The following is a 19,227-nucleotide window of genomic DNA, read 5'->3' on the forward strand; positions in this document are numbered from 1 at the left end:
CGGCTGCTACCTGCGCCGGGTAGCCCGCCTTGTCGAGAGAGGTTTGCGTGTCGCTGTCTGCTCGGGGTGTCGCCCTGTCACTGGGGGCGTCCTGCCTGTTTGTGCTGATCCCGCCTTATGTCCGTGTGCTGCAGCCGCTGGATGGCTTGCAAGTGTTCGCGCAACGGGTGCTGTGGTCCATCCCGGTGATCCTCTTGCTGATGTGGCTGACGCGGCAAGTGCCTTTGCTGCTGCAGGCCTTGCGTCGCTTGCGCAGCGAGCCGCGCCTGGCGCTGGCCCTGCCCCTGGCGGCGGCCTTGATGGGCGTGCAGTGGGCCCTGTTCGTTTGGGCACCACTGGCCGGGCGCATGCTCGATGTGTCGCTGGGCTATTTTCTATTGCCGCTGGTGATGGTACTCGTCGGGCGTCTGTTCTATGGCGAGCGTCTGCGTCCGCTGCTACGCCTGGCGGTGGTCTGTGCCGCCGTGGGCGTGGCCCATGAGTGGTGGTACAGCGGGGCGTTTTCCTGGGTTACCTTGCTGGCCGCATTGGGCTATCCGCCTTATTTCATGCTGCGTCGCTGGATGCGCCTGGATGCCTTCTCCGGATTTATTCTGGAAATGCTGGTGTTGGCCCCGCCGGCCGTTTACCTGGTGCTGGCTTATGGTCCGTCGCCGCTATTCAGCCAGGCCCCCCAGTTGCTCTGGTTGTTGCCTGGCCTGGCCTTGCTCAGTGCCCTGGCGTTTGCCGCCATGATGGCGTCGAGCCGCCTGTTGCCGCTGGGGCTGTTCGGCATCCTCAGTTACCTGGAGCCCTTGCTGTTGTTCCTGGTGGCGCTGTTCTGGCTGGACGAGGCATTTTCTGCCGGGCAATGGCTGACCTATCTGCCGATCTGGTTGGCGATTGCCCTGACGGTTTGCGACAGCGTGCGCCTGTTGTGGCGCCAGCGCTGATTATTCCAGACGTACCCGATACACCTCGGCCAGGGGAATGAGCCGCTGGCGGGCCAGCGCCAGAGCGCTCTGGGTCAGTGGACGCATGCCATCGCTCACGGCCTGTTGCTCGATCGCCTGGGCAGAGCTGTCGGCCTGGATCAGGGCGCGTAGAGCCGGCGTGACCTGCAGCAGTTCATAGGCTGCCATGCGCCCTTGCAAGCCCTTGCCGTGGCACTGGCTGCAGCCTTTGCCCACATAGAAACGCTCGTGCTCATGCAGGCCCAGACTGGCCCGCACGGCATCGCTGACCTCTTCTTCAACCAGGCAGTGTGGACAATTGCGCCGTACCAGACGCTGCGCCAGAACCCCAAGCAGGCTGGCGTTGAGCAGATAGGGAGCGATGCCGATTTCCAGTAGGCGGGTGACGGTGGTAGCGGCACTGTTGGTGTGCAGGGTGGACAGCACCAGGTGACCGGTAAGGGCGCTTTCGGTGGCCATCAGCGCGGTTTCGTGGTCACGGATCTCACCGACCATGATCACGTCCGGGTCATGGCGCAGGATATGGCGCAGGGCACGAGCGAAGGTGTAGCCGATCTGCGGCTTTACCTGGATCTGGCGAATGCCGTCGATCTGGTATTCCACCGGGTCTTCCACGGTGATGACATTCACGCCGCTCTGGCGGATATCGTTGAGCGCGGCATAGAGCGTGGTGCTTTTGCCTGAGCCGGTAGGCCCGGTGACCAGCAGGATGCCCTGATTGTGGCTGATCAGTTCACGGAAGCGTTGGGCGTCCTGGTCGTTGAAGCCGATCTGCTCCAGGGTCTTCATGCTTTGCTGGGTGTCGAGGATACGGATGACCACGCTTTCGCCATGCACGGTAGGCATGATCGACAGACGCAGATCCACGGTGCGCTCGCCGAGGCGTACCAGATGGCGGCCATCCTGGGGCAGGCGGCGTTCGGCGATGTTCATGCCGCCGACGATCTTGATGCGGCTGACAATGGCTGGCAGGTTGCTGGTCTTGATCCGGCGGATTTCGTCGAGCACGCCGTCGATACGCAGCAGCACCACGCTTTCCTTGGCCCCCGGGCGGATGTGAATGTCCGATGCACGGCGGGCGATGGCATCGTCCAGCAGGCTGTCGACAAAGCGTACCGTGGGTTTGTCCTCGGCCAGCTGCTTTATCCGGTGCAGGCTGAGTTCCGGCTCCTGGGTTTCGAATTCTGGCAAGTCGAACGCGCTGACGGCGCCGTAGTATTGGCAGATGGCGCGCTCGACCTCGTCGCCCTTGGCGAGGATGGCCTCGACCTGCTTGCCGGTGACAAAGCCCAGCAGGTGCAGGAGTTCATGGTTGGAAGGCGTCGGTGTGGCCACTACCAGGCGTTCATGTTCGACCAGAAGTGGCATGACCCGGTGTACCCTGGCCAGGTCCTCTGGAACCAGCTCCAAGGCGGCAGTGTCGACGTCAAAATCGTCCAGGTTGACCCGGGCGATGTCCAGTTGCTGAATCAGTGCCTGGGCCAGTTGGGTGCGCTCGACCAGGTTGCGCTGCAGGAGAATCTGCCCGAGCTTGCCGCTGTTGGGGCGTTGTTGCTGCTCCTCCAAGGCCAGTTGCAATTGCTGGGCGTCGAGTTGTCCGGCGTTGACCAGTAACTCGCCCAGGCGCGGATGCGGGCTGCTGGATTGAGCCCGCTGGCAGAGGTAGTCGAGCAGCTCTTGGCGGTCATGGATCAGCTGTGGCATGGCCTGGCCTCTTGAGGTTCAGCGTGCAGTGTACGTCAGGGCTGGCCAGTGGCTACTGCGGCAGATCAAGCCCTTAGCGTGGTGATGGGTTGCGCTGGATTTCCAGCTGATGATCGGGGGCGCCTTCGCCTTGTAGCAGACTGCGCAAGCGCTCGTCCTGGGCAATGTGCCCGTTAGTCTGGTCGATGATGATCTCTACCCGACGGTTGAGCGCACGGTTTTCCACGCTGTCGTTGGCTGCACGGGGGCGGGTTTCAGCAAATCCCTGCACCTTGAGGCGCCCAGGCTCGATATCGCCGCTGAACAGCAGGGCGTTGGCCACTGCCGAAGCGCGTGCAGCAGACAGATCCCAGTTGGAATGAAAGCGTAGCGTACTGATCGGTACGTTATCGGTATGCCCTTCGATCGTCAGCTCACCGGGTATTTCCGTCAGCACACCGGCCATGCGATCGAGCATGTCCTCAAAGGCCGGGGTCAATTCGGCTGAGCCGGAAGGGAAGGAGCCTTTTTCCTCGACGCGCAGGATGATGCGACGCTTCTCTTCTTCCATCTGCAACTGGCCATTTTGCAGCTCCTTGGCCAGCGCTTCACGCAGTTCTCGGGCGCTGTCCTGAAGCTGCTGTTCGGCTGCACTGGGACTGGGCTCGGGGTTTTGTGTGGTGTTGGTCTCTACCTGGGGATCCTGTGTCGTGGTTTGCTGGCGTACCTGGTCCACCAGGGTGGGTTCCGGCTTGCCGGGCGAGAAGTCCTTGAACACCGCGCTGGTGCCCATGGGAACTTCCAGTGCAGGCACTTCGCGTTGCACGCCGAAGGCGACGGCCAGCTCGCCGGCAATCTGCTTGAAGCGTCGTGCATCGATTTCCGAGAACGACAACAGCAGGACGAAGAAGCACATCAGGAGCGACATCAGGTCGGCAAAGGTCATGACCCAGGCGGGAATACTCGCCTTGTCCTCGTCGGCGTCATCACTCATGACTTATTCGCCTGGCTGACCGGGAAGCGGTACATCGCGTTTGTTGGCCGGCAGGTAGCTGCGCAACATCTGTTCGACGATACGTGGGTTGATGCCATCCTGTATCGCCCCCAGCGCATCAATCCACAATTGCTGCATGCGGGCTTCCTCGGTCATGCGCAGGTTGAGCTTGTCGGCGATCGGCAGGCAGATCATGGTGGCCATCATGGCGCCGTACAGGGTGGTGAGCAGTGCGACAGCCATGGCAGGGCCAATTGACTTGGGGTCCTCCATGTTCGAGAGCATCTGTACCAGGCCCACCAGCGTGCCGATCATGCCCATGGCAGGCCCGACATCTCCCAGTGCACTGAAGATCTTGGCGCCCCAGCGGTTGCGCTCCAGCGTCAACAGGCGTTCCTTGTCGAGGATAGCGCGAATGGTTTCCTGATTCTGGCCGTCGACCATCAACTGGATACCGGCTTTCAGGAAGGGCGAGCTGACCTCTTTCTCCTCCAGCGCCAGGGTGCCCTGCTTGCGTGCGATATTGGCGATGTCCACCAGTTCGGCAATGCTTTCCTCGACGCTGGGCAGGCGAAATTTGAAAGCCCTTGCGGCGACCTTGAAGGCGCCTATGAATTGGCCAAGGCTGAACTTGGCCATGACCACGAAGAAACTACCCACCACGACGATCAGCAGGGAGGGCACATTGAAGAAAATCTGGCTGGAGGCTCCCAGCAGGATGGAGGCGACAATGATCGCCAGGGCGCCGATAAGGCCGATGAGTGTGGCTAGATCCAAGGATGCACCTGAGCTTGCGGAGGTTGCTGGCCGTAGTATTGCTACGGCCAGATAGCCTAGCAGGCGCCAGGTGGGCTTGCGAGTTTCACAACAAGCCGTCGAGGACTGCTTCGATAAGACCCGTGGCCAGGGCAATCAGTACAACATCCCGACCAACCTGTTGCCATTCATAGCCGGGGTACTCTGGCAGTTGTCGCAGGAGTCGCTGATCCAGTGATTTGGCGATGCCCGGAGGCAGGGGTTTGCCACGTGCCAGGTTCTTGCGGATTCCTGGTGGCAGGCTGCTGGCAGGGCTAAGCAGAGCTTGGTGCTGATGCAGTATCTGGCGTATGCCTTGCAGGTCCGTGGCAGAAAGCAGGGAGGCGGAGCTGTAGGCCTGGCTGGTGCTTCGGGGAGGCTTGCCGTGGGCTGGCTTATCGTGTGGTGGTGCAGCCTGTGCCAGGCTGCTGCACAACAGCAGAGCCAGTAGGCTGCCGGACAGAAAGGTGACAGCGGGGCGTGACATGCTGAAGAACTCCCGGGGATTTGGTCGGCGTGTTCTGAGACTGTGCCTAGCCTGGCAAAGTTGCAGAAGCATCGGGCCTGGACGATAAAATTCCGCATACGGATGGCTTAGACGGTAACCTATAGCACTGTATAGCTGTGCCTTGTTGAGGATTATCCCGTGTTTGCCCAATTTGCCCTGCACGAACGGCTGCTCAAAGCGGTTGCCGAGTTGAAATTCACCGAGCCGACCCCTGTGCAGCTGGCGGCCATTCCTCCGGCGCTGGAGGGACGTGATCTGCGCGTTGTGGCGCAGACCGGTAGTGGCAAAACGGCTGCTTTTGTCCTGCCGCTGCTCAATCGCCTGATGGGGCCGGCCCAGCCGCGTGCGGATATTCGTGCGCTGATTCTCCTGCCGACCCGTGAGCTGGCACAGCAGACCCTCAAGGAAGTGGAGCGTTTTGCCCAGTTCACCTTCATCAAGGCGGCGCTGGTCACCGGTGGTGAGGATTTCAAGGTGCAGGCGGCGGTAATGCGCAAATGCCCGGACATCCTGATCGGTACGCCAGGGCGTTTGATCGAGCATCTGGATGCCGGCAATTTGCGCCTTGGTGCGGTTGAGGTGCTGGTGCTGGATGAAGCGGACCGCATGCTTGACATGGGCTTCGCCGAAGCCATGCAGCGACTCACCGCCGAGTGTGCCGCGCGCCAGCAGACGTTGCTGTTTTCCGCTACCAGTGGCGGCAACGCCATGCGCGAGGTGGTTGGCCAGGTGCTGCGTGATCCCCTGCTGCTGCAGCTCAATAGGGTTAGTGAGCTGAACGAGAATGTCGTTCAGCAGATCATCACGGCCGATGACCCGGCGCATAAGGAACGCCTGGTGCATTGGCTGCTGGGCAACGAGAGCTTCCAGAAGGCCATCATCTTTACCAATACCCGAGTCGCTGCCGACAGGCTGTATGGCCATTTGGTGGCAGCTGGCGTCAAGGCGTTCGTGCTGCATGGCGATAAGGACCAGAAAGAGCGCAAGCTGGCTATCGAACGGGTCAAGCAAGGCGGCATCAAGGTGTTGGTGGCGACCGACGTGGCTGCGCGCGGCCTGGATATCGAAGGGCTGGACCTGGTAATCAACTTCGATATGCCGCGCTCGGGCGATGAATATGTGCATCGCATCGGCCGTACGGGGCGTGCCGGTGCCGGCGGGATGGCGGTTTCACTGATCTGCCATACCGACTGGAATTTGATGTCGAGTATTGAGCGCTACCTCAAACAGCGCTTCGAGCGGCGCGTCATCAAGGAGCTTAAGGGCAGCTACCAGGGGCCGAAGAACGTTAAGGCGTCGGGCAAGGCAGCCGGCAGCAAGAAGAAAAAAGCTGACAAGAAGGACGCCAAGGGCAAGCCGGCCGCCAAGCGTAAGAGCGCGCCGCGTCCCGCCGGTAAACCCGCGCTGGTCAGTGACGACGGGCTGGCGCCGCTCAAGCGTCGTTTGCCGGCGGCTGACTGAATGGTCGGCGCTTGCTGGGCATCGTGGGTGCCCATGGTTTCTTCTGCACAGGGGGCTGCATGGCTCTGATTGGACGCTTTAACACACTGCAAGTCAGTAAATTTACCGATTTCGGGCTGTATCTGGATGCAGGTGCCGATGGCGAAATCCTCCTGCCCAAGCGCTATATTCCCAAGCAGGAGGCGTTGGAGGTAGGCGACTGGCTGAATGTCTTCGTCTATCTGGACAGTGAGGATCGGGTGATTGCCACCACGCAAAAGCCCAAGGTGCAGGTGGGTGGTTTTGCCAGCCTCAAGGTGGTGGAAATTAACTCGGTTGGCCTGTTCCTCGATTGGGGGCTGAGCAAGGATCTACTGCTGCCGCACTCCGAAGAAAAGCGCCCGTTGCAGGTGGGTGACTATGTGCTGGTGCACGTCTATCTGGACCCGCGCAGCCGGCGTATTACCGCGACGGCGCGCCTGGATCGGTTCCTCGACAACAGTCCGGCTACCTATCAGGTGGGCGAACAGGTCGAACTGCTGATTGCCGAGCGCACCGACCTGGGCTTCAAGGCGATCATCAACGAGCGCCATTGGGGGCTGCTGCACAAGAACGAACTGTTCCGCTTTGTACGCAGCGGCATGCGCGAGACGGGGTACATTCGTGAGGTGCGTGACGATGGCAAGATCAACCTGAGCCTGCAGCCGGTTGGCGCAGAGCAGCGTGATGTGCTTGCTGAGCGGATTGTCGAGGCTTTGCAGGCGGCGGGGGGCTTTCTGCCGCTGAGCGATAAGAGCCCGGCAGAGTTGATCAGCCAGCAGTTTTCGGTCAGCAAGGGCAATTTCAAGAAGGCCATTGGTGGCCTGTACAAGCGGGGCGTCATTCTGATCGGTGACGACGGTATCCGCCTGGCGCCCTGAGCGGGCGCCGGCGTGGGCGGTTACTTCTTGGCGAGGCTGATTTGTCGGCCGCTGGTCCAGGTCTGGCCGCTGACGCCACGATCGATTTGCTGGATCTCACCGCCAGCCTGTAGGAAGGCAGCAATCTGCGCCTCGATGGATTCACGGGTTTCCACGGCCGGGGCCGGTTTGCTTTTCTGGCTGGAACCTTTGACGCGCATGTAGCTCGCTCCTGCTGAGGTGGCGCCGGGGCGGCGCAGGGCTTTCCCCTGGAGGGTCTTCCAGGCCAGACGGGCACGTTGAACGCACACGCACCGCACAGGGTATGGCCTGCTGCAGACGCTAAATGGCGCGAGCAGCCGGTCACCATACGCGTTTGTCCACTGATTACCTAGTGCTTTCTGCCGAAGGGTCGTCCGTGCAGGCTACCAATAGCGCCTGGCGGACGATGGCGCCAAGATCCTCGCGCTTCACGAAGATGCCATCCAGCGCCAGCTTGGCGAGCCCATGCAGGCTGGCCCAGAGTAGCTGCGCTTGGCGCAGGCTATGCGCTGCACTTGCCCCTGGTCGTTGCGCGAACAGTTGGACGTACTGGCGAAAGCAGTCCTTGCCCAATCGCTGGAAACGCGCGGTATCAGGGTGCGTTGGGTCACTGTCGCGCCACAACAGGCTGCCGAACATCAGCTCGTACAATGCCGGTTGTTGCAGTGCAAAATCTAGGTAGTCCAGGCAAGCCAACAGCAGTGCTTCATCGCTGGGTATGCCGTCCTGTACATAGGTGCTCAGCTGTTCGCACATGCTGGAGAAACCCTGCGCAGCCAGGGCAGCCAGCAGGGCCTGTTTGTCGGTGAAGTGATGGTAGGGTGCGCTACGTGAGACGGCGCAGCGTTCTGCCAGTTGACGCAGGGACAGGCCGGAGATGCCTTGCTCGCGTAATAGTTGCAGACCACAGTCGAGCAGGCTCTGGCGCAGATTGCCATGATGGTAGGGGCTGGCGACGGTGGGCATGGCGTACCTGCAGCAAGGGTAACTTGACAGTGTCAGGATGGCGTCGCACCCTTGACGAGTCAACCTACCCGCAGCAGAGGATTGCCGCATGTCCTACCAGTGCTTCAACGTTACCCACCACGGCGCAATTGCCCATGTTCAGCTGAGTCGCCCGGAAGCACTCAACGCCATGAATGCGGCATTCTGGCTGGAGTTGCCACAGTGCATGCGCGATCTGGAAGCCAGCGGGCAGACGCGAGTCATCGTGATCTCTTCCACCGGCAAGCATTTCTCGGCAGGCATGGACTTGGCGGTATTCAGTAATCCGAAATCAGTGCCGATGGCAGGTGATCCGGGACGCATGGCAGAAAACCTGCGGCGTGTGGTTCTGCAGCTGCAGGATACCCTGAGTGCCCTGGAAGAGGTGCGCGTGCCGGTGCTGGTGGCGGTACATGGTGGTTGCATTGGCGGTGCGCTGGATATGGTGTGTGCTGCCGATAGCCGTTATTGCACGGCTGATGCCTATTTCACCATCAAGGAAACCGAGCTGGGCATGACCGCTGATGTCGGTACATTGCAGCGCCTGCCCAAGCTGATGCCGCAGGGTGTGGTGCGCGAGTTGGCCTATACGGGCCGCAAACTGGAGGCTGAAGAGGCCAAGGCGCTGGGCTTCGTCAATCAGGTGTACCCCAACCAGGAGGCCATGCTCGAAGGTGTTATGGCTATCGCCGCGCAGATTGCCGCCAACTCGCCGCTGGCCGTCACGGGCTGCAAGGAAATGCTCAATTACAGCCGTGATCACAGTGTGGCCGACAGCCTGAAGTACATGGCCACCTGGCAGGCTGGCATGTTCCGTCCGCATGACATGATGAAGACCTTCCAGGCCAAGGCGACCAAGAGCCAGGCACAGTTCGATGACTTGTTCCCGGTCAAGCCGCTGTTTGCTGAGTAATCACTCAGGCGTTGGCGAATGTCGCCGGGGCCTGGGCCTCGGCGATCACGCAGCGGTCGCGGCCGCTGTGCTTGGCGTTGTATAGCTGCTCGTCGGCACGGTGCAGCCAGCTCTCCCAGCTTTCCCCAGTCTCCAGAAGCGCACCGCCCATGGATACGCTGACGGACCCGCCGGGGCTGCGTAACTGCTCGCGCACACAGTAGAGCAAATGCTCTGCGGCGGCGTGCAGTCCCTTGCGGTCAGTGTCGGGCAGTAGCAGCAGAAACTCCTCTCCACCCAGGCGAAACAGGCGATCCTGCTTGCGCGAGCAGCGTCTGACCAGGCTGACGAAGTCTTGCAACACCTGATCGCCGGCGGCATGACCGAAGCGGTCGTTGATCTGCTTGAAATGGTCGAGATCAAGGGCCAGTACCGCGTGGCTGTGGCCATGGCGCATCTTGCTGGCCACTGCAATCTTGAGTTCCTCAGCCATTGAGCGACGATTACGTGCGCCGGTCAGGGGGTCCTTGCTGGCCAGGTGATGCAGGAGCTGGTGCTGGTGGCGTGTGCGGTAGGCGAACACGAAGGTCAGGGTGCTGGCCATCAGGCTGGTGACCAGAAAGGAAAGCATTTGATAAAGGCTTTCGAAGACGCTTTGCGGCTTCCACAGTTCATGCCCACAGAGGGTCAGCAGAACCACGGACATGGTGAGCAAGGCCTTGCCTGGCGTCACCATGAAGAAGTTGAAAAGGATCAGCGGATAGATCCAGAACAGCCCGTTGATGCCCAGGTCCAGGGTGATGAAGGTGGCGCCGGCCGAGAAGATGACCGAGAGCACAATGCCGGGCTTGATGGTGTCACCGCTGCGCCAGGCATAGAGCACGGCAAAGAAGGTGGACAGCACGATGACCGAGTCCCAGAGACCCACCAAGTAATTGCCGGTGCTCAGGCGATACACGGCATAGGGGCTGATGCCGACGATGCCGAGAATGCCCATCAGGGTGATGATCGATAACTGAAAGTCGTGACGCAGGCGCGACAACAGGCTGGGTAAATCCATGGCTTGGCGCCACTCTTTGTTATTGTTTGCTGCAAGGATGCCGGCAGATGGCCGCGATAGACAAGAGGAGGGGGCGTTAATGGCGGTTTTTTCCGGCAAATGGTCAGTTTTTCTCCAGCGTTTGCAGCTGTTGGTGGCGTTGGCCAGGGCGCCATTCCTGCTGTTGGCCTTGCCTTCGATTGGTTTGGCGATTGCCTGGTGCCAAACCCAGGCGGCTGCACCTGTGTCGTTTACAGATAGCTTGTTGGTGCTGCTGGCTGCCGTGGCTGCACAGGTGAGTGTGAATGCCTTCAATGAATACGAGGACTTCTGCAGCGGCCTCGATCAGCAGACTCGGCGTACCGCGTTCAGCGGTGGCAGTGGTGCCTTGCCGGCGCAGCCCCACCTTTTGCCCTGGGCGTTGTGGCTGGGATGCCTGAGCTTGCTGGTGGTGGCGTTGATCGGCATGTATTTCCTCCTGCAGCGCCCTGAGGCGTTCTGGGGATTGTTGTTGATTGGCGGCCTGGGGAGTGCGCTGATTCTGCTCTATACGCCTTTGCTGACCCGATATCCCTGGCTGTGCCTGGTAGCACCCGGCCTGTCCTTTGGCCCGTTGATGGTGGCGGGGGGTGTACTGGCGCTGGGAGGGGCAGTGAGCTTGCCGCTCATGTTATTGGCGCTGGTGCCGTTTTTTCTCAGCAACAACCTGCTCTTGCTCAATCAGTTTCCGGATATCGAGGCTGATCGCCTGGTGGGACGACGTACCCTGCCGATGCTGCTCAGCCAGCAACAGGCTCTGGCCTTGCTGCTGGTGCAGTGGCTGGCTCCGCTACTGTTGACCAGCCTGCTGGTGATTTGGGGCGTCTTGCCAGGTACTTGTTTGCTGGTCTGGCTCGCTTCGCCATTGATCGTCTATCTATGGTTTGGCTGTCGCCGTGCAGCGTTGCAGATGCCGGCATTGCTGCCCTGGCTGGCCTGTAATGTGTTGCTGGCGTTGCTGCTGCCGGTCCTTTTGCTGGTGGGCTGGCTGGCTGAGGCTGATTGGCTGCGTTGATACCAATCACCTGAGTTATGCCTGCGGCTGGCTCAGTCCAGATCGAAGCGACGTGCCTCGCGCTGCAGTTGATAGACGAAGCGCTCGACATTGCGCTGCTCCAGGCCGCTCATGCGGAAAAAGCGCGCGCCCAGAAAGGTGCAGTTGTGCTTCTCGTCAAACTGCACATGGCGTGCTTCTAGGGATAGGGTCAGCACACCAAATGGCAGCTTGGCTGAAAAGTTCTCGTAGACCTGGCCTGCTTGCAGGCGGCTACTGACATCGCCAGGGAAGCTCAGGCGACAGCCGGTGGCTGAGATGTCCTGAAGTTTGCCTTGCAGCGCGATGCTCAGCGTTTTTCCGGACAAGCTGACGCTCACCTGATCGGCTAGCTTCAAGGCCGCTCGGTAAGCACCGCGACGCTGGTGGTAGGTGATTTCTTCGGGAAATGGCAGCCAATAGCAGCGTGCGCCGTCCAGTTCGCTAATTTTTACCGGTTGCTCACATTGCCAGGCAATCCGTACCCCTTCGTGGAACCCTTCGATGTGAAAGGCTTCCTGATTGGCCAGAAGACGTTCCCCGTCATTGGGGATCAGCTCATCGAGGGCAATGCGCTTGCGCTCCAGATCCACGGCGACCAGAAATGTCTGGAAGCGCTGTTGGCGCTCGACGAAGCGCAGGATCAGCGGTGTGTGATTCTGTTGTAGTTGACGCAGGTTGGCATTGATCTCGACAGCTGTTTTCAGTTGGCGAGGAGGCTGTGGGCCGGCTTCATCGTTGAAAGGGGAGGACACTGCGGGCGGGTCTCCAGGCGCATCGGTGGCGCACGTTGAATGGCACTCCGGGCGTGCCCTTGGCGCTGATTATCGTTTTAGGCCTGACTGAGCGGGCGTTGTTGCGCGATTCTAGCGGTGGCGCCGCGACTGTCATAGAGGCTGGGCGTTTCTGCGCCCCGTAAAATGCCCAGTAGACTACCGACGCTGGCCTGATTGGCATTGATCAGGCGCCCGTTGCGTAGGTTGGCTTGGCGGCACTGCTCAAGCTGCTGTTCGAGCTGTTGGCTGGCTTTATCCAGGTCTTCGGCCTGTGCGTGTCCCGCCAGGTAGGCGTTCCAGCCGGTAGCGTCGGGGCTATGTCCGAGGCTGTGCAGGGTTTGGCTGCGTACTTGCGCATTCTGGCTTAGGGTAGCCAGCAAGGGTTGTTTGCTGCCGAGCAGTTTCTCCAGCAGGTGCAGGTCGCGTGCCTGCAGTGCTGCGAATTCCTCGTCAAGAAGCGCCAGCAATTGCTGGCTGGTCTGCAGGTCCTCGTGGAGTAACTGCAGCAAAGAGGCGTCTGGCATGGGCGTGCTCTGGGAGTTGGCGTCCAAGGGGCTCCCAGCGCGGCATGAGCTTAGCGCTGGGATTCGAAATTCAGCAGTTTGCTGGCAATGCGCTGATTGTCGATCTGGTAGCTACCATCAGCAATGGCCTGCTTCAACTTGTTAACGCGTTCTTTGTCTACGCTCGGCAGGTCACGCAACTTGTCGGTGATCTTTTGCAATTGCTGGGCATCCTTGCTCAGTTGCACGGACTCGCCGGCACGCGCAGCTTGGTCGGCATTGTTCGACTGAGGCTGGTTTAGGGTGCTTGCAGCCGGCGATACAGACTCGCTACGGCCGCTCTGGGTGCCGCTCGTCCGCCCGTTGTTGTTCGGGTTGGCGGCGTTATTGAGCCGGTTGAAGTCGATAACCATGATGCAAAACCTCGGACAGTATCTGGACGCTTGCCTGTTTTTCGGCTGCTTTCGATAAAACTTTAGAAGAAAAAATGTCTATTGGCTCACGCGGCATTGTCGTTTCTACATGCCGGCTTCCACCTGTCCCGGCCCGGTTACACGTGCGCGGATAATACGCTCGGAGCGCAGGTTGCGCACGCGGATCTGTTGGCCAACGGCGCCGTCGGATAGCGCTTCGCCAGGCATCTTTACCTTGATGCTGCCTGTGCCGGCACTGATGACCACGTGTTCGCCCTTGCGTACGGCCTCTGCCTGCTGCAAATGACTGGGTGTCAAAATCTGGTTAGCCCCCAGATTGCGGGTGAGTTTTTGGCCAATCACTTGTTGTGTCTCGGTAATGAAGCCCTGGCGTAGCAGGCTGACATCCTGTTCAACCAGGCTGATGTCGCTGGCTTGTACTAGGCTGTTGCGTTGCAGGGGGTGCACAAGCGTGACTACGGGCTGGTAAAGACGTACGTGGGCGGGCACGAGGAGGGCCCAAGGGGTAGTGCCTGTGCAGCGAACGCGCAGGCTCAGGCGCCCGATTGGGTGCCCTTGGCCCTGCAGGCTGAATTCCAGTGGCCGAGTGCATTCGGCCAAACGCAGGCGTGGGTCAAGGCGGCTGATTTCGACCTCATGGCGGCCCTGGATACTGCTACGCTGCAAATGAGCGCTGACCAGCTCCTCAAGAAATTGCTGGCTGGCGCCGATAAGCTGTTCGGGCCCGATACTTTGGCTCTGTGCGACAGAGTGGCAGGCCCCGAATAAAGCAGGTAAAAGAAGTACCCAATGGCAGCGCAATGCCAAGTGGCGTCGGAAAGTCGTCATCGTTGCGTTCATAACACTTTATAAAGCAAGGCTCGTGCCGCACTGCTAGCATTGCCAGTGCGTCCGATGACTGAAACAAGGAGTCTGGGCATGGCCGGTGTATTGGATTCGGTTAACCAGCGTACTCAACTGGTGGGGCAGAACCGCCTGGAGCTGCTGTTGTTTCGTCTGGACAGTCCGCAGCTGTATGGCATCAACGTGTTCAAGGTGAAGGAGGTGTTGCAATGCCCCAAACTCACCATCATGCCCAAATCCAGTCCGGTCGTACGAGGTGTGGCGAACATCCGTGGGGGGACTATCCCGATTCTTGACTTGTCCATGGCGACAGGTCGGGCAGGTCTGTCGGATCTGAAGAACAGCTTTGTGATCATCACTGAGTACAACAGCAAGATTCAGGGCTTTCTGGTTCGCTCGGTGGAACGCATCATCAACATGAACTGGGAAGAAATTCATCCGCCGCCCAAGGGAACAGGGCGTGACCACTACCTGACGGCAGTAACACGTGTTGACAATCAACTGGTCGAGATCATCGACGTCGAGAAGATTCTGGCGGAGGTAGCACCCACCTCGGAAGTGATTTCCGAGGGTGTGATCGATGTGGATACGCAGGCCAAGGCAGTCAGCAAGAAGGTGCTTATCTGCGACGATTCTTCGGTGGCGCGCAAGCAGGTTATCCGTTGCCTGGAAACGGTAGGTGTCGAGGTGATAGCGCTCAACGATGGTCGTCAGGCTTATGACTATCTGATGCAGATGGCTGCGCAGGGCAAGCAGGTCGATGAAGAGCTGCTGATGCTGATTTCCGATATCGAGATGCCGGAAATGGACGGCTATACACTGACTGCGGAAATTCGTAGTGATCCGCGTCTGCAGAAAATGCATATCATCCTGCATACTTCGCTGTCCGGCGTGTTTAATCAGGCAATGGTGAAGAAAGTAGGTGCCGATGATTTTCTGGCCAAGTTCCGTCCTGATGAATTGGCGGCGCGCGTAGTGGACAGGATCAAGGCAGTAGAAGCTAGCTGAGGGCTTGGCCCTCAGCTTATTTTTTGACGGTAGAGGCGGCGCGCGTGTCTTCGGGCAATTTGGATTTTGAGCAGTTCCGGGTGTTCCTGGAAAAAACCTGCGGGATATTGCTGGGTAGCAACAAGCAATACCTGGTTTCCAGTCGTCTCAACAAATTGATGGAGCAGAACAATATCAAGACCTTGGGTGAGCTGGTTCAGCGCATCCAGAGTCAGCCGCGTGGTGGTTTGCGTGAGCAGGTGGTGGACGCGATGACCACCAATGAAACGCTGTGGTTTCGTGATACCTATCCCTTTGAAGTACTGAAGTCGCGTGTGCTGCCCGAGCTGATCAAGGCTAATCCGGGGCAGCGTTTGCGGATCTGGTCGGCAGCCAGCTCTTCCGGTCAGGAGCCGTTCTCGCTGTCGATGGCTATTGATGAGTTTGAACGCAGCAACCTTGGGCAGCTCAAGTCTGGTGTGCAGATTGTCGCGACTGACCTTTCGGCGTCCATGCTCACAGCCTGCAAGGCAGGAGAGTACGACAGCCTGGCGATGGGGCGCGGGCTTTCGCAAGAGCGCCTGCAGCGTTATTTTGACCCTAAGGGGCCTGGCCGCTGGGTGGTCAAGCCGGCGATTCGTAACCGTGTCGAATTCCGTATGCTCAATCTGTTGGACAGTTATGCGAGCCTCGGCAAGTTCGATATCGTGTTTTGCCGCAATGTGCTGATCTACTTCTCGGCTGAGGTCAAGAAGGACATCCTCACGCGTATTCATGCCACTCTCAAGCCCGGCGGCTATCTGTTCCTCGGGGCTTCCGAGGCGCTCAACGGTCTGCCTGATCTGTACCAGATGGTGCAGTGCAGCCCGGGCATCATCTACAAGGTCAAGTAGCGCCCGCTATGGACCCGCGGGCCCCGCGGGTCGCCTTGTCATGGTCATGCATGCTCAGGCGTGGCCGTCATTTTTTCGACGCCTTCTGTTTTTTGTCTGCCGGTTAATGACGCCTGTCTTGGGGTGTCTTGTCTGCTGTGTGGGCGGAGCGCCCGGTGCAGCGGGCTTGTAGCGGCTGTCGCGAGCGGCATGGTGGCTTGCCATCAGCGGCAAAAAACTACCGCCTAGTCGCTCTTTGCCTTCCTGAGTTTTTATATCTTATTGATTTATAAGATTATTATCTTTGTGGCACGCACTTTGCTTTTTTGTTGCTGACCAATTAGGTGTGGGCGAGGGCCTGACCATGAGCATCAGTTTCGATCGAGCACTGGGTATTCATCAGCACGCGCTGGGCTTTCGCTCTCAGCGCGCAGAGGTGCTGGCCAACAACATTGCCAACGCGGATACCCCAAATTTCAAGGCGCGTGACCTGGATTTTGCCGCTGTACTGGCTGAGCAGCAGTCTGGGGCCTCCCAAGGCGTGTCTTTAGCGCGTACCAGCAACCGGCACATTGCCGGAGAGGGCCTTGCTATGGGGGATGCTGCGTTGCGCTATACCACGCCGCACCATCCTTCCATTGATCAGAACACAGTGGATGTCCAGCAGGAGCAGGCCAAGTACGCGGAGAACGCGGTGCAGTTCCAGGCCAGCTTTACCATGCTCAACAGCAAGTTCAAGGGGCTGATGTCGGCCCTGCGCGGCGAATAAGGAGAACGATAAATGTCTCTGTCCAGTGTATTCAACATTGCCGGAAGTGGCATGAGCGCGCAAAGCACGCGCCTCAATACAATCTCCAGCAATATCGCCAATGCCGAAACGGTATCGTCCAGCATTGATCAGACTTACCGTGCCCGTCATCCGGTCTTTGCCACGGTGTTCCAGCAGGCTCAGGGTGGTGGCGGTTCGCTATTTGCTGATCAGGACCAGGCGGGAGCTGGCGTTCAGGTGCTGGGTATTGTCGAAGACCAGAGCACGCTCATGCCGCGCTATGAGCCCAATCATCCGATGGCCGATGAGGCGGGCTATGTCTATTACCCCAACGTCAATGTCGTTGAGGAAATGGCCGACATGATTTCGGCCAGTCGCGCTTACCAGACCAACGTGGAAATGATGAACACCGCCAAGCAGATGATGCAGCGGGTTCTGACCTTGGGCCAGTAAGGCAAGGAGTAGGCAGATGAGCACGGTTGGCGCGGCAGGATCGGTGCTGGAGAAGTACCAGATCAAGAATGAAAGCAACTCCAGCAAGGAACTGGGCAAGAACCAGTTTCTCGAGCTGCTGGTTGCTCAGTTGAACAACCAGAACCCCCTGGAGCCGCAGGGTAATGGCGAATTTATTGCCCAGTTGGCGCAGTTCAGCCAGGTCGAAGGCATCGAGAAGCTTAATAGCAGCATGGGCTCATTGCTGTCCGGCTATCAGTCCTCGCAGGCCCTGCAGGCGTCTTCGCTGGTGGGGCGCAAGGTGATAGTACCGACCGACAAGGCGCTGGTAGATACCAGTGAAAGCTTCAAGGCCAGTGCCGTTTTGCCGGTAAGCAGCAATAACGTGTTCGTCAACGTGTATGACAATGCCGGCAGCCTGGTTAATCGTATCAACCTGGGTCAACAGCCGGCGGGCAATGTCAGCTTCATTTGGGATGGCAAGAATGCCAAAGGCGAGCTGATGCCGCCGGGAACCTACAAGTTCGAAGCCCAGGCTACGGTCGGTAACGAGAACAAAGGCCTTTACACCATGCTGCCGGCCAATGTCGACAGCGTTGTACTGCCGCAAAACGGCGGCGAACTCATGTTGAACCTGGCAGGCATTGGCAGTATCGGCCTGTCCAAGGTGCAGATCATCGGTCAGTAAGCGCCGCTCGCGGCAAAGGAGACGAAGATGTCTTTCAATATCGGTCTCAGCGGCCTGCGTGCTGCCACCAAAGACCTCAACGTTACGGGCAACAACATTGCCAACGCCGGTACCGTTGGTTTCAAACAGTCGCGTGCCGAGTTCGCTGATGTGTATGCGTCCTCGGTGTTGGGTACGGGCAAGAACCCGCAAGGCAGTGGTGTATTGCTGGCGGATGTGTCGCAACTGTTCAATCAGGGCAACATCAACTACACGCAGAATGCGCTTGACCTGGCGATCAACGGCAACGGTTTCTTCCAGGTCAGCAACAACGGTGCCTTGAGCTATACCCGTGCCGGGTACTTCGGAACCGATAAGGATGGTTTCCTGGTCGATAATTTTGGCTACAACCTGCAGGGCTATACGGTCGACGCCAATGGCGTACTGCAACCTGGGGTCGTGGGTAATCTGCAGATTCGTACGGCTAGCCAGGATCCTCGGCCTACCTCGAGCATCGAGCAGGTTTACAACCTCAACTCGACCAATACCGTGCCGGTCAATGCCCCCTTCCGAGCGGATGATCCGACCACCTACAACTCATCAACCTCGCTGAACATTTACGACTCCCAGGGTAATGCGCACGTTTTTACCCAGTATTTCGTCAAGACCGGGCCGAATAACTGGACGATGAACGTGCTGATCGACGGAGCACATCCCTTGGCTGGCGCACCCAACCTTGCTGCCACCACGGCAGCGGCAGGTGGTGCGGCACCGGCTGCCGTATTGGCTGCTGCGCTGGGCACGCTGGATCCCGCTTCCGACTTCTATGCCGACATGAATACCGAGGTCAGTGCCTTGCTGGCCTCCGCGCCGCCGCCTAGTGCAGCAGATGTGGCAGCAGCTGTGGCCCGCGTAGGTGCCCAGTCGCCTATTAGTGCCAACCTGGCTTTTGACGCCGTGGGTCGTTTGCAGCCGATTACCGGTGTGTATGACCCCAATGCCGTGCCGGCCACGCCGCCAGATGCCAATGACTTCTGGCAGTTGAATGCCGATGGCACGCTCAATCTCCGCCAGTGGACCCCCGCTAACCTCAACAATGGTACGCCCGCCGTGCCGGTGGCAAACGGTGCCAATGCCAATGTGGAGGGGGTGAATCTGGATATGCGTAATGCTACGCAATTTGCCAGCGCCTTTGCCGTCAACCGGGTGAGTCAGGATGGCTACACCACCGGCGAGTTGGCTGGATTGGAAATTGCTGAAACGGGCGAAGTGTTTGCGCGCTATACCAACGGCCAGTCGATGATTCAGGGGCAGATCATTTTGGCCAACTTTGCCAATGTGCAGGGGCTGACGCCGGTAGGTAAAACCCAGTGGGTGCAATCCTTCGAGTCAGGTGAGCCGGTGCGTAACCCACCTGCCACCGGTACGCTGGGGGCTTTGCAGGCTGGCGCGCTGGAAGACTCCAACGTCGAGTTGTCGGATCAGCTGGTCAATCTGATCGTGGCGCAACGGAACTACCAAGCCAATGCCAAGACCATCGAAACCGAGAGTGCGGTTACCCAGACCATTCTCAACATCCGCTAGTGACTGACAGACGCTCGCCAGCGTTTCGCCGCAGGGTG

The 19,227-nt window shown here is 59.3% G+C and carries 23 protein-coding genes; 12 read left to right on the forward strand and 11 right to left on the reverse strand.

The window, feature by feature from the left end:
- The first annotated feature begins 47 nt into the window (after nucleotides 1-47).
- Nucleotides 48-932, forward strand: coding sequence for an EamA family transporter RarD (gene rarD, locus CW360_RS00855; protein ID WP_101192421.1), 885 nt, complete (start codon nucleotides 48-50; stop codon nucleotides 930-932).
- Here rarD and CW360_RS00860 read toward each other — a convergent pair whose 3' ends face one another.
- The 4 genes from CW360_RS00860 to CW360_RS00875 all read right to left on the reverse strand — a co-directional run bounded on the left by CW360_RS00860 (nucleotide 933) and on the right by CW360_RS00875 (nucleotide 4,912).
- The gene (locus CW360_RS00860) at nucleotides 933-2,657 is read right to left on the reverse strand and encodes a GspE/PulE family protein (RefSeq protein ID WP_101192422.1); all 1,725 of its coding nucleotides are present in this window, start codon (nucleotides 2,655-2,657) and stop codon (nucleotides 933-935) included. It abuts the gene before it with no gap.
- 73 nt (nucleotides 2,658-2,730) lie between these two features.
- Nucleotides 2,731-3,630, reverse strand: a complete 900-nt coding sequence (locus CW360_RS00865; protein WP_101192423.1) for a MotB family protein — start codon at nucleotides 3,628-3,630, stop codon at nucleotides 2,731-2,733.
- Between the two features lie 3 nt (nucleotides 3,631-3,633).
- Complete coding sequence (gene pomA, locus CW360_RS00870; RefSeq protein ID WP_093985772.1) at nucleotides 3,634-4,407, reverse strand: flagellar motor protein PomA; 774 nt, start codon at nucleotides 4,405-4,407, stop codon at nucleotides 3,634-3,636.
- Between the two features lie 85 nt (nucleotides 4,408-4,492).
- Nucleotides 4,493-4,912, reverse strand: a complete 420-nt coding sequence (locus CW360_RS00875) for an anti-virulence regulator CigR family protein (protein ID WP_101192424.1) — start codon at nucleotides 4,910-4,912, stop codon at nucleotides 4,493-4,495.
- A 159-nt stretch (nucleotides 4,913-5,071) separates the two neighbouring features.
- Here CW360_RS00875 and CW360_RS00880 point away from each other — a divergent pair, with 159 nt between their 5' ends.
- Together CW360_RS00880 and CW360_RS00885 are read left to right on the forward strand one after the other, a co-directional pair.
- A complete protein-coding gene (locus CW360_RS00880) occupies nucleotides 5,072-6,394 on the forward strand; it encodes a DEAD/DEAH box helicase (RefSeq protein ID WP_093985770.1) in 1,323 nt (440 codons plus the stop codon).
- Between the two features lie 59 nt (nucleotides 6,395-6,453).
- Complete coding sequence (locus CW360_RS00885; protein WP_093985769.1) at nucleotides 6,454-7,293, forward strand: CvfB family protein; 840 nt, start codon at nucleotides 6,454-6,456, stop codon at nucleotides 7,291-7,293.
- Nucleotides 7,294-7,313: 20 nt separating this feature from the next.
- Here the strand turns inward: CW360_RS00885 and CW360_RS00890 are convergent, their stop codons facing one another.
- Nucleotides 7,314-7,493, reverse strand: coding sequence for a hypothetical protein (locus CW360_RS00890; protein WP_093985768.1), 180 nt, complete (start codon nucleotides 7,491-7,493; stop codon nucleotides 7,314-7,316).
- A 166-nt stretch (nucleotides 7,494-7,659) separates the two neighbouring features.
- Entirely contained in the window at nucleotides 7,660-8,280 is a 621-nt protein-coding gene (locus tag CW360_RS00895) for a TetR/AcrR family transcriptional regulator (RefSeq protein WP_101192425.1), read from the reverse strand.
- Between the two features lie 88 nt (nucleotides 8,281-8,368).
- Between CW360_RS00895 and CW360_RS00900 the strand changes: the two genes are divergently transcribed.
- Entirely contained in the window at nucleotides 8,369-9,211 is an 843-nt protein-coding gene (locus tag CW360_RS00900) for a crotonase/enoyl-CoA hydratase family protein (RefSeq protein WP_093985766.1), read from the forward strand.
- Between the two features lie 4 nt (nucleotides 9,212-9,215).
- On the opposite strand, the gene CW360_RS00905 is transcribed toward CW360_RS00900, so the two are convergent.
- On the reverse strand, nucleotides 9,216-10,250 hold the full coding sequence (locus tag CW360_RS00905; protein ID WP_101192426.1) for a GGDEF domain-containing protein: 1,035 nt from the start codon (nucleotides 10,248-10,250) through the stop codon (nucleotides 9,216-9,218).
- A gap of 79 nt (nucleotides 10,251-10,329) precedes the next feature.
- Between CW360_RS00905 and CW360_RS00910 the strand changes: the two genes are divergently transcribed.
- The gene (locus CW360_RS00910; RefSeq protein ID WP_101192427.1) at nucleotides 10,330-11,283 is read left to right on the forward strand and encodes a prenyltransferase; all 954 of its coding nucleotides are present in this window, start codon (nucleotides 10,330-10,332) and stop codon (nucleotides 11,281-11,283) included.
- A gap of 32 nt (nucleotides 11,284-11,315) precedes the next feature.
- Here CW360_RS00910 and CW360_RS00915 read toward each other — a convergent pair whose 3' ends face one another.
- The 4 genes from CW360_RS00915 to flgA all read right to left on the reverse strand — a co-directional run bounded on the left by CW360_RS00915 (nucleotide 11,316) and on the right by flgA (nucleotide 13,665).
- Nucleotides 11,316-12,056 (reverse strand): flagellar brake protein, encoded by a 741-nt coding sequence (locus CW360_RS00915; RefSeq protein WP_093985763.1) that lies wholly within the window; start codon nucleotides 12,054-12,056, stop codon nucleotides 11,316-11,318.
- A gap of 77 nt (nucleotides 12,057-12,133) precedes the next feature.
- Nucleotides 12,134-12,601, reverse strand: coding sequence for a flagella synthesis protein FlgN (locus tag CW360_RS00920; protein ID WP_101192428.1), 468 nt, complete (start codon nucleotides 12,599-12,601; stop codon nucleotides 12,134-12,136).
- A 50-nt stretch (nucleotides 12,602-12,651) separates the two neighbouring features.
- The gene (gene flgM / locus CW360_RS00925; RefSeq protein ID WP_093985761.1) at nucleotides 12,652-12,993 is read right to left on the reverse strand and encodes a flagellar biosynthesis anti-sigma factor FlgM; all 342 of its coding nucleotides are present in this window, start codon (nucleotides 12,991-12,993) and stop codon (nucleotides 12,652-12,654) included.
- A 105-nt stretch (nucleotides 12,994-13,098) separates the two neighbouring features.
- Nucleotides 13,099-13,665 carry a flagellar basal body P-ring formation chaperone FlgA gene (gene flgA, locus CW360_RS00930; RefSeq protein WP_268237303.1) on the reverse strand — a complete coding sequence of 189 codons (567 nt, stop codon included), beginning with the start codon at nucleotides 13,663-13,665 and terminating at the stop codon, nucleotides 13,099-13,101.
- Here flgA and CW360_RS17175 point away from each other — a divergent pair.
- From CW360_RS17175 to CW360_RS00960, 7 genes are all read left to right on the forward strand, one after another.
- The gene (locus CW360_RS17175) at nucleotides 13,570-13,782 is read left to right on the forward strand and encodes a hypothetical protein (RefSeq protein ID WP_281255597.1); all 213 of its coding nucleotides are present in this window, start codon (nucleotides 13,570-13,572) and stop codon (nucleotides 13,780-13,782) included. The two genes, flgA and CW360_RS17175, sit on opposite strands and share 96 nt — an antisense overlap.
- Before the next feature lie 150 nt (nucleotides 13,783-13,932).
- Entirely contained in the window at nucleotides 13,933-14,865 is a 933-nt protein-coding gene (locus tag CW360_RS00935) for a chemotaxis protein CheV (RefSeq protein WP_093985759.1), read from the forward strand.
- A 44-nt stretch (nucleotides 14,866-14,909) separates the two neighbouring features.
- Nucleotides 14,910-15,737 carry a protein-glutamate O-methyltransferase CheR gene (gene cheR / locus CW360_RS00940; RefSeq protein ID WP_093985758.1) on the forward strand — a complete coding sequence of 276 codons (828 nt, stop codon included), beginning with the start codon at nucleotides 14,910-14,912 and terminating at the stop codon, nucleotides 15,735-15,737.
- Between the two features lie 343 nt (nucleotides 15,738-16,080).
- Nucleotides 16,081-16,485, forward strand: coding sequence for a flagellar basal body rod protein FlgB (gene flgB / locus CW360_RS00945; RefSeq protein WP_101192527.1), 405 nt, complete (start codon nucleotides 16,081-16,083; stop codon nucleotides 16,483-16,485).
- Between the two features lie 12 nt (nucleotides 16,486-16,497).
- The gene (gene flgC, locus CW360_RS00950; RefSeq protein ID WP_093985757.1) at nucleotides 16,498-16,938 is read left to right on the forward strand and encodes a flagellar basal body rod protein FlgC; all 441 of its coding nucleotides are present in this window, start codon (nucleotides 16,498-16,500) and stop codon (nucleotides 16,936-16,938) included.
- Between the two features lie 16 nt (nucleotides 16,939-16,954).
- A complete protein-coding gene (flgD, locus tag CW360_RS00955) occupies nucleotides 16,955-17,626 on the forward strand; it encodes a flagellar hook assembly protein FlgD (RefSeq protein ID WP_093985756.1) in 672 nt (223 codons plus the stop codon).
- A gap of 27 nt (nucleotides 17,627-17,653) precedes the next feature.
- Nucleotides 17,654-19,189: a flagellar hook protein FlgE gene (locus tag CW360_RS00960; RefSeq protein ID WP_101192429.1), complete on the forward strand. Its 1,536-nt coding sequence runs from the start codon at nucleotides 17,654-17,656 to the stop codon at nucleotides 19,187-19,189.
- Nucleotides 19,190-19,227: the final 38 nt, after the last annotated feature.

It is taken from the genome of Pseudomonas fluvialis, assembly GCF_002835605.1.
Lineage (GTDB): Bacteria > Pseudomonadota > Gammaproteobacteria > Pseudomonadales > Pseudomonadaceae > Aquipseudomonas > Aquipseudomonas fluvialis.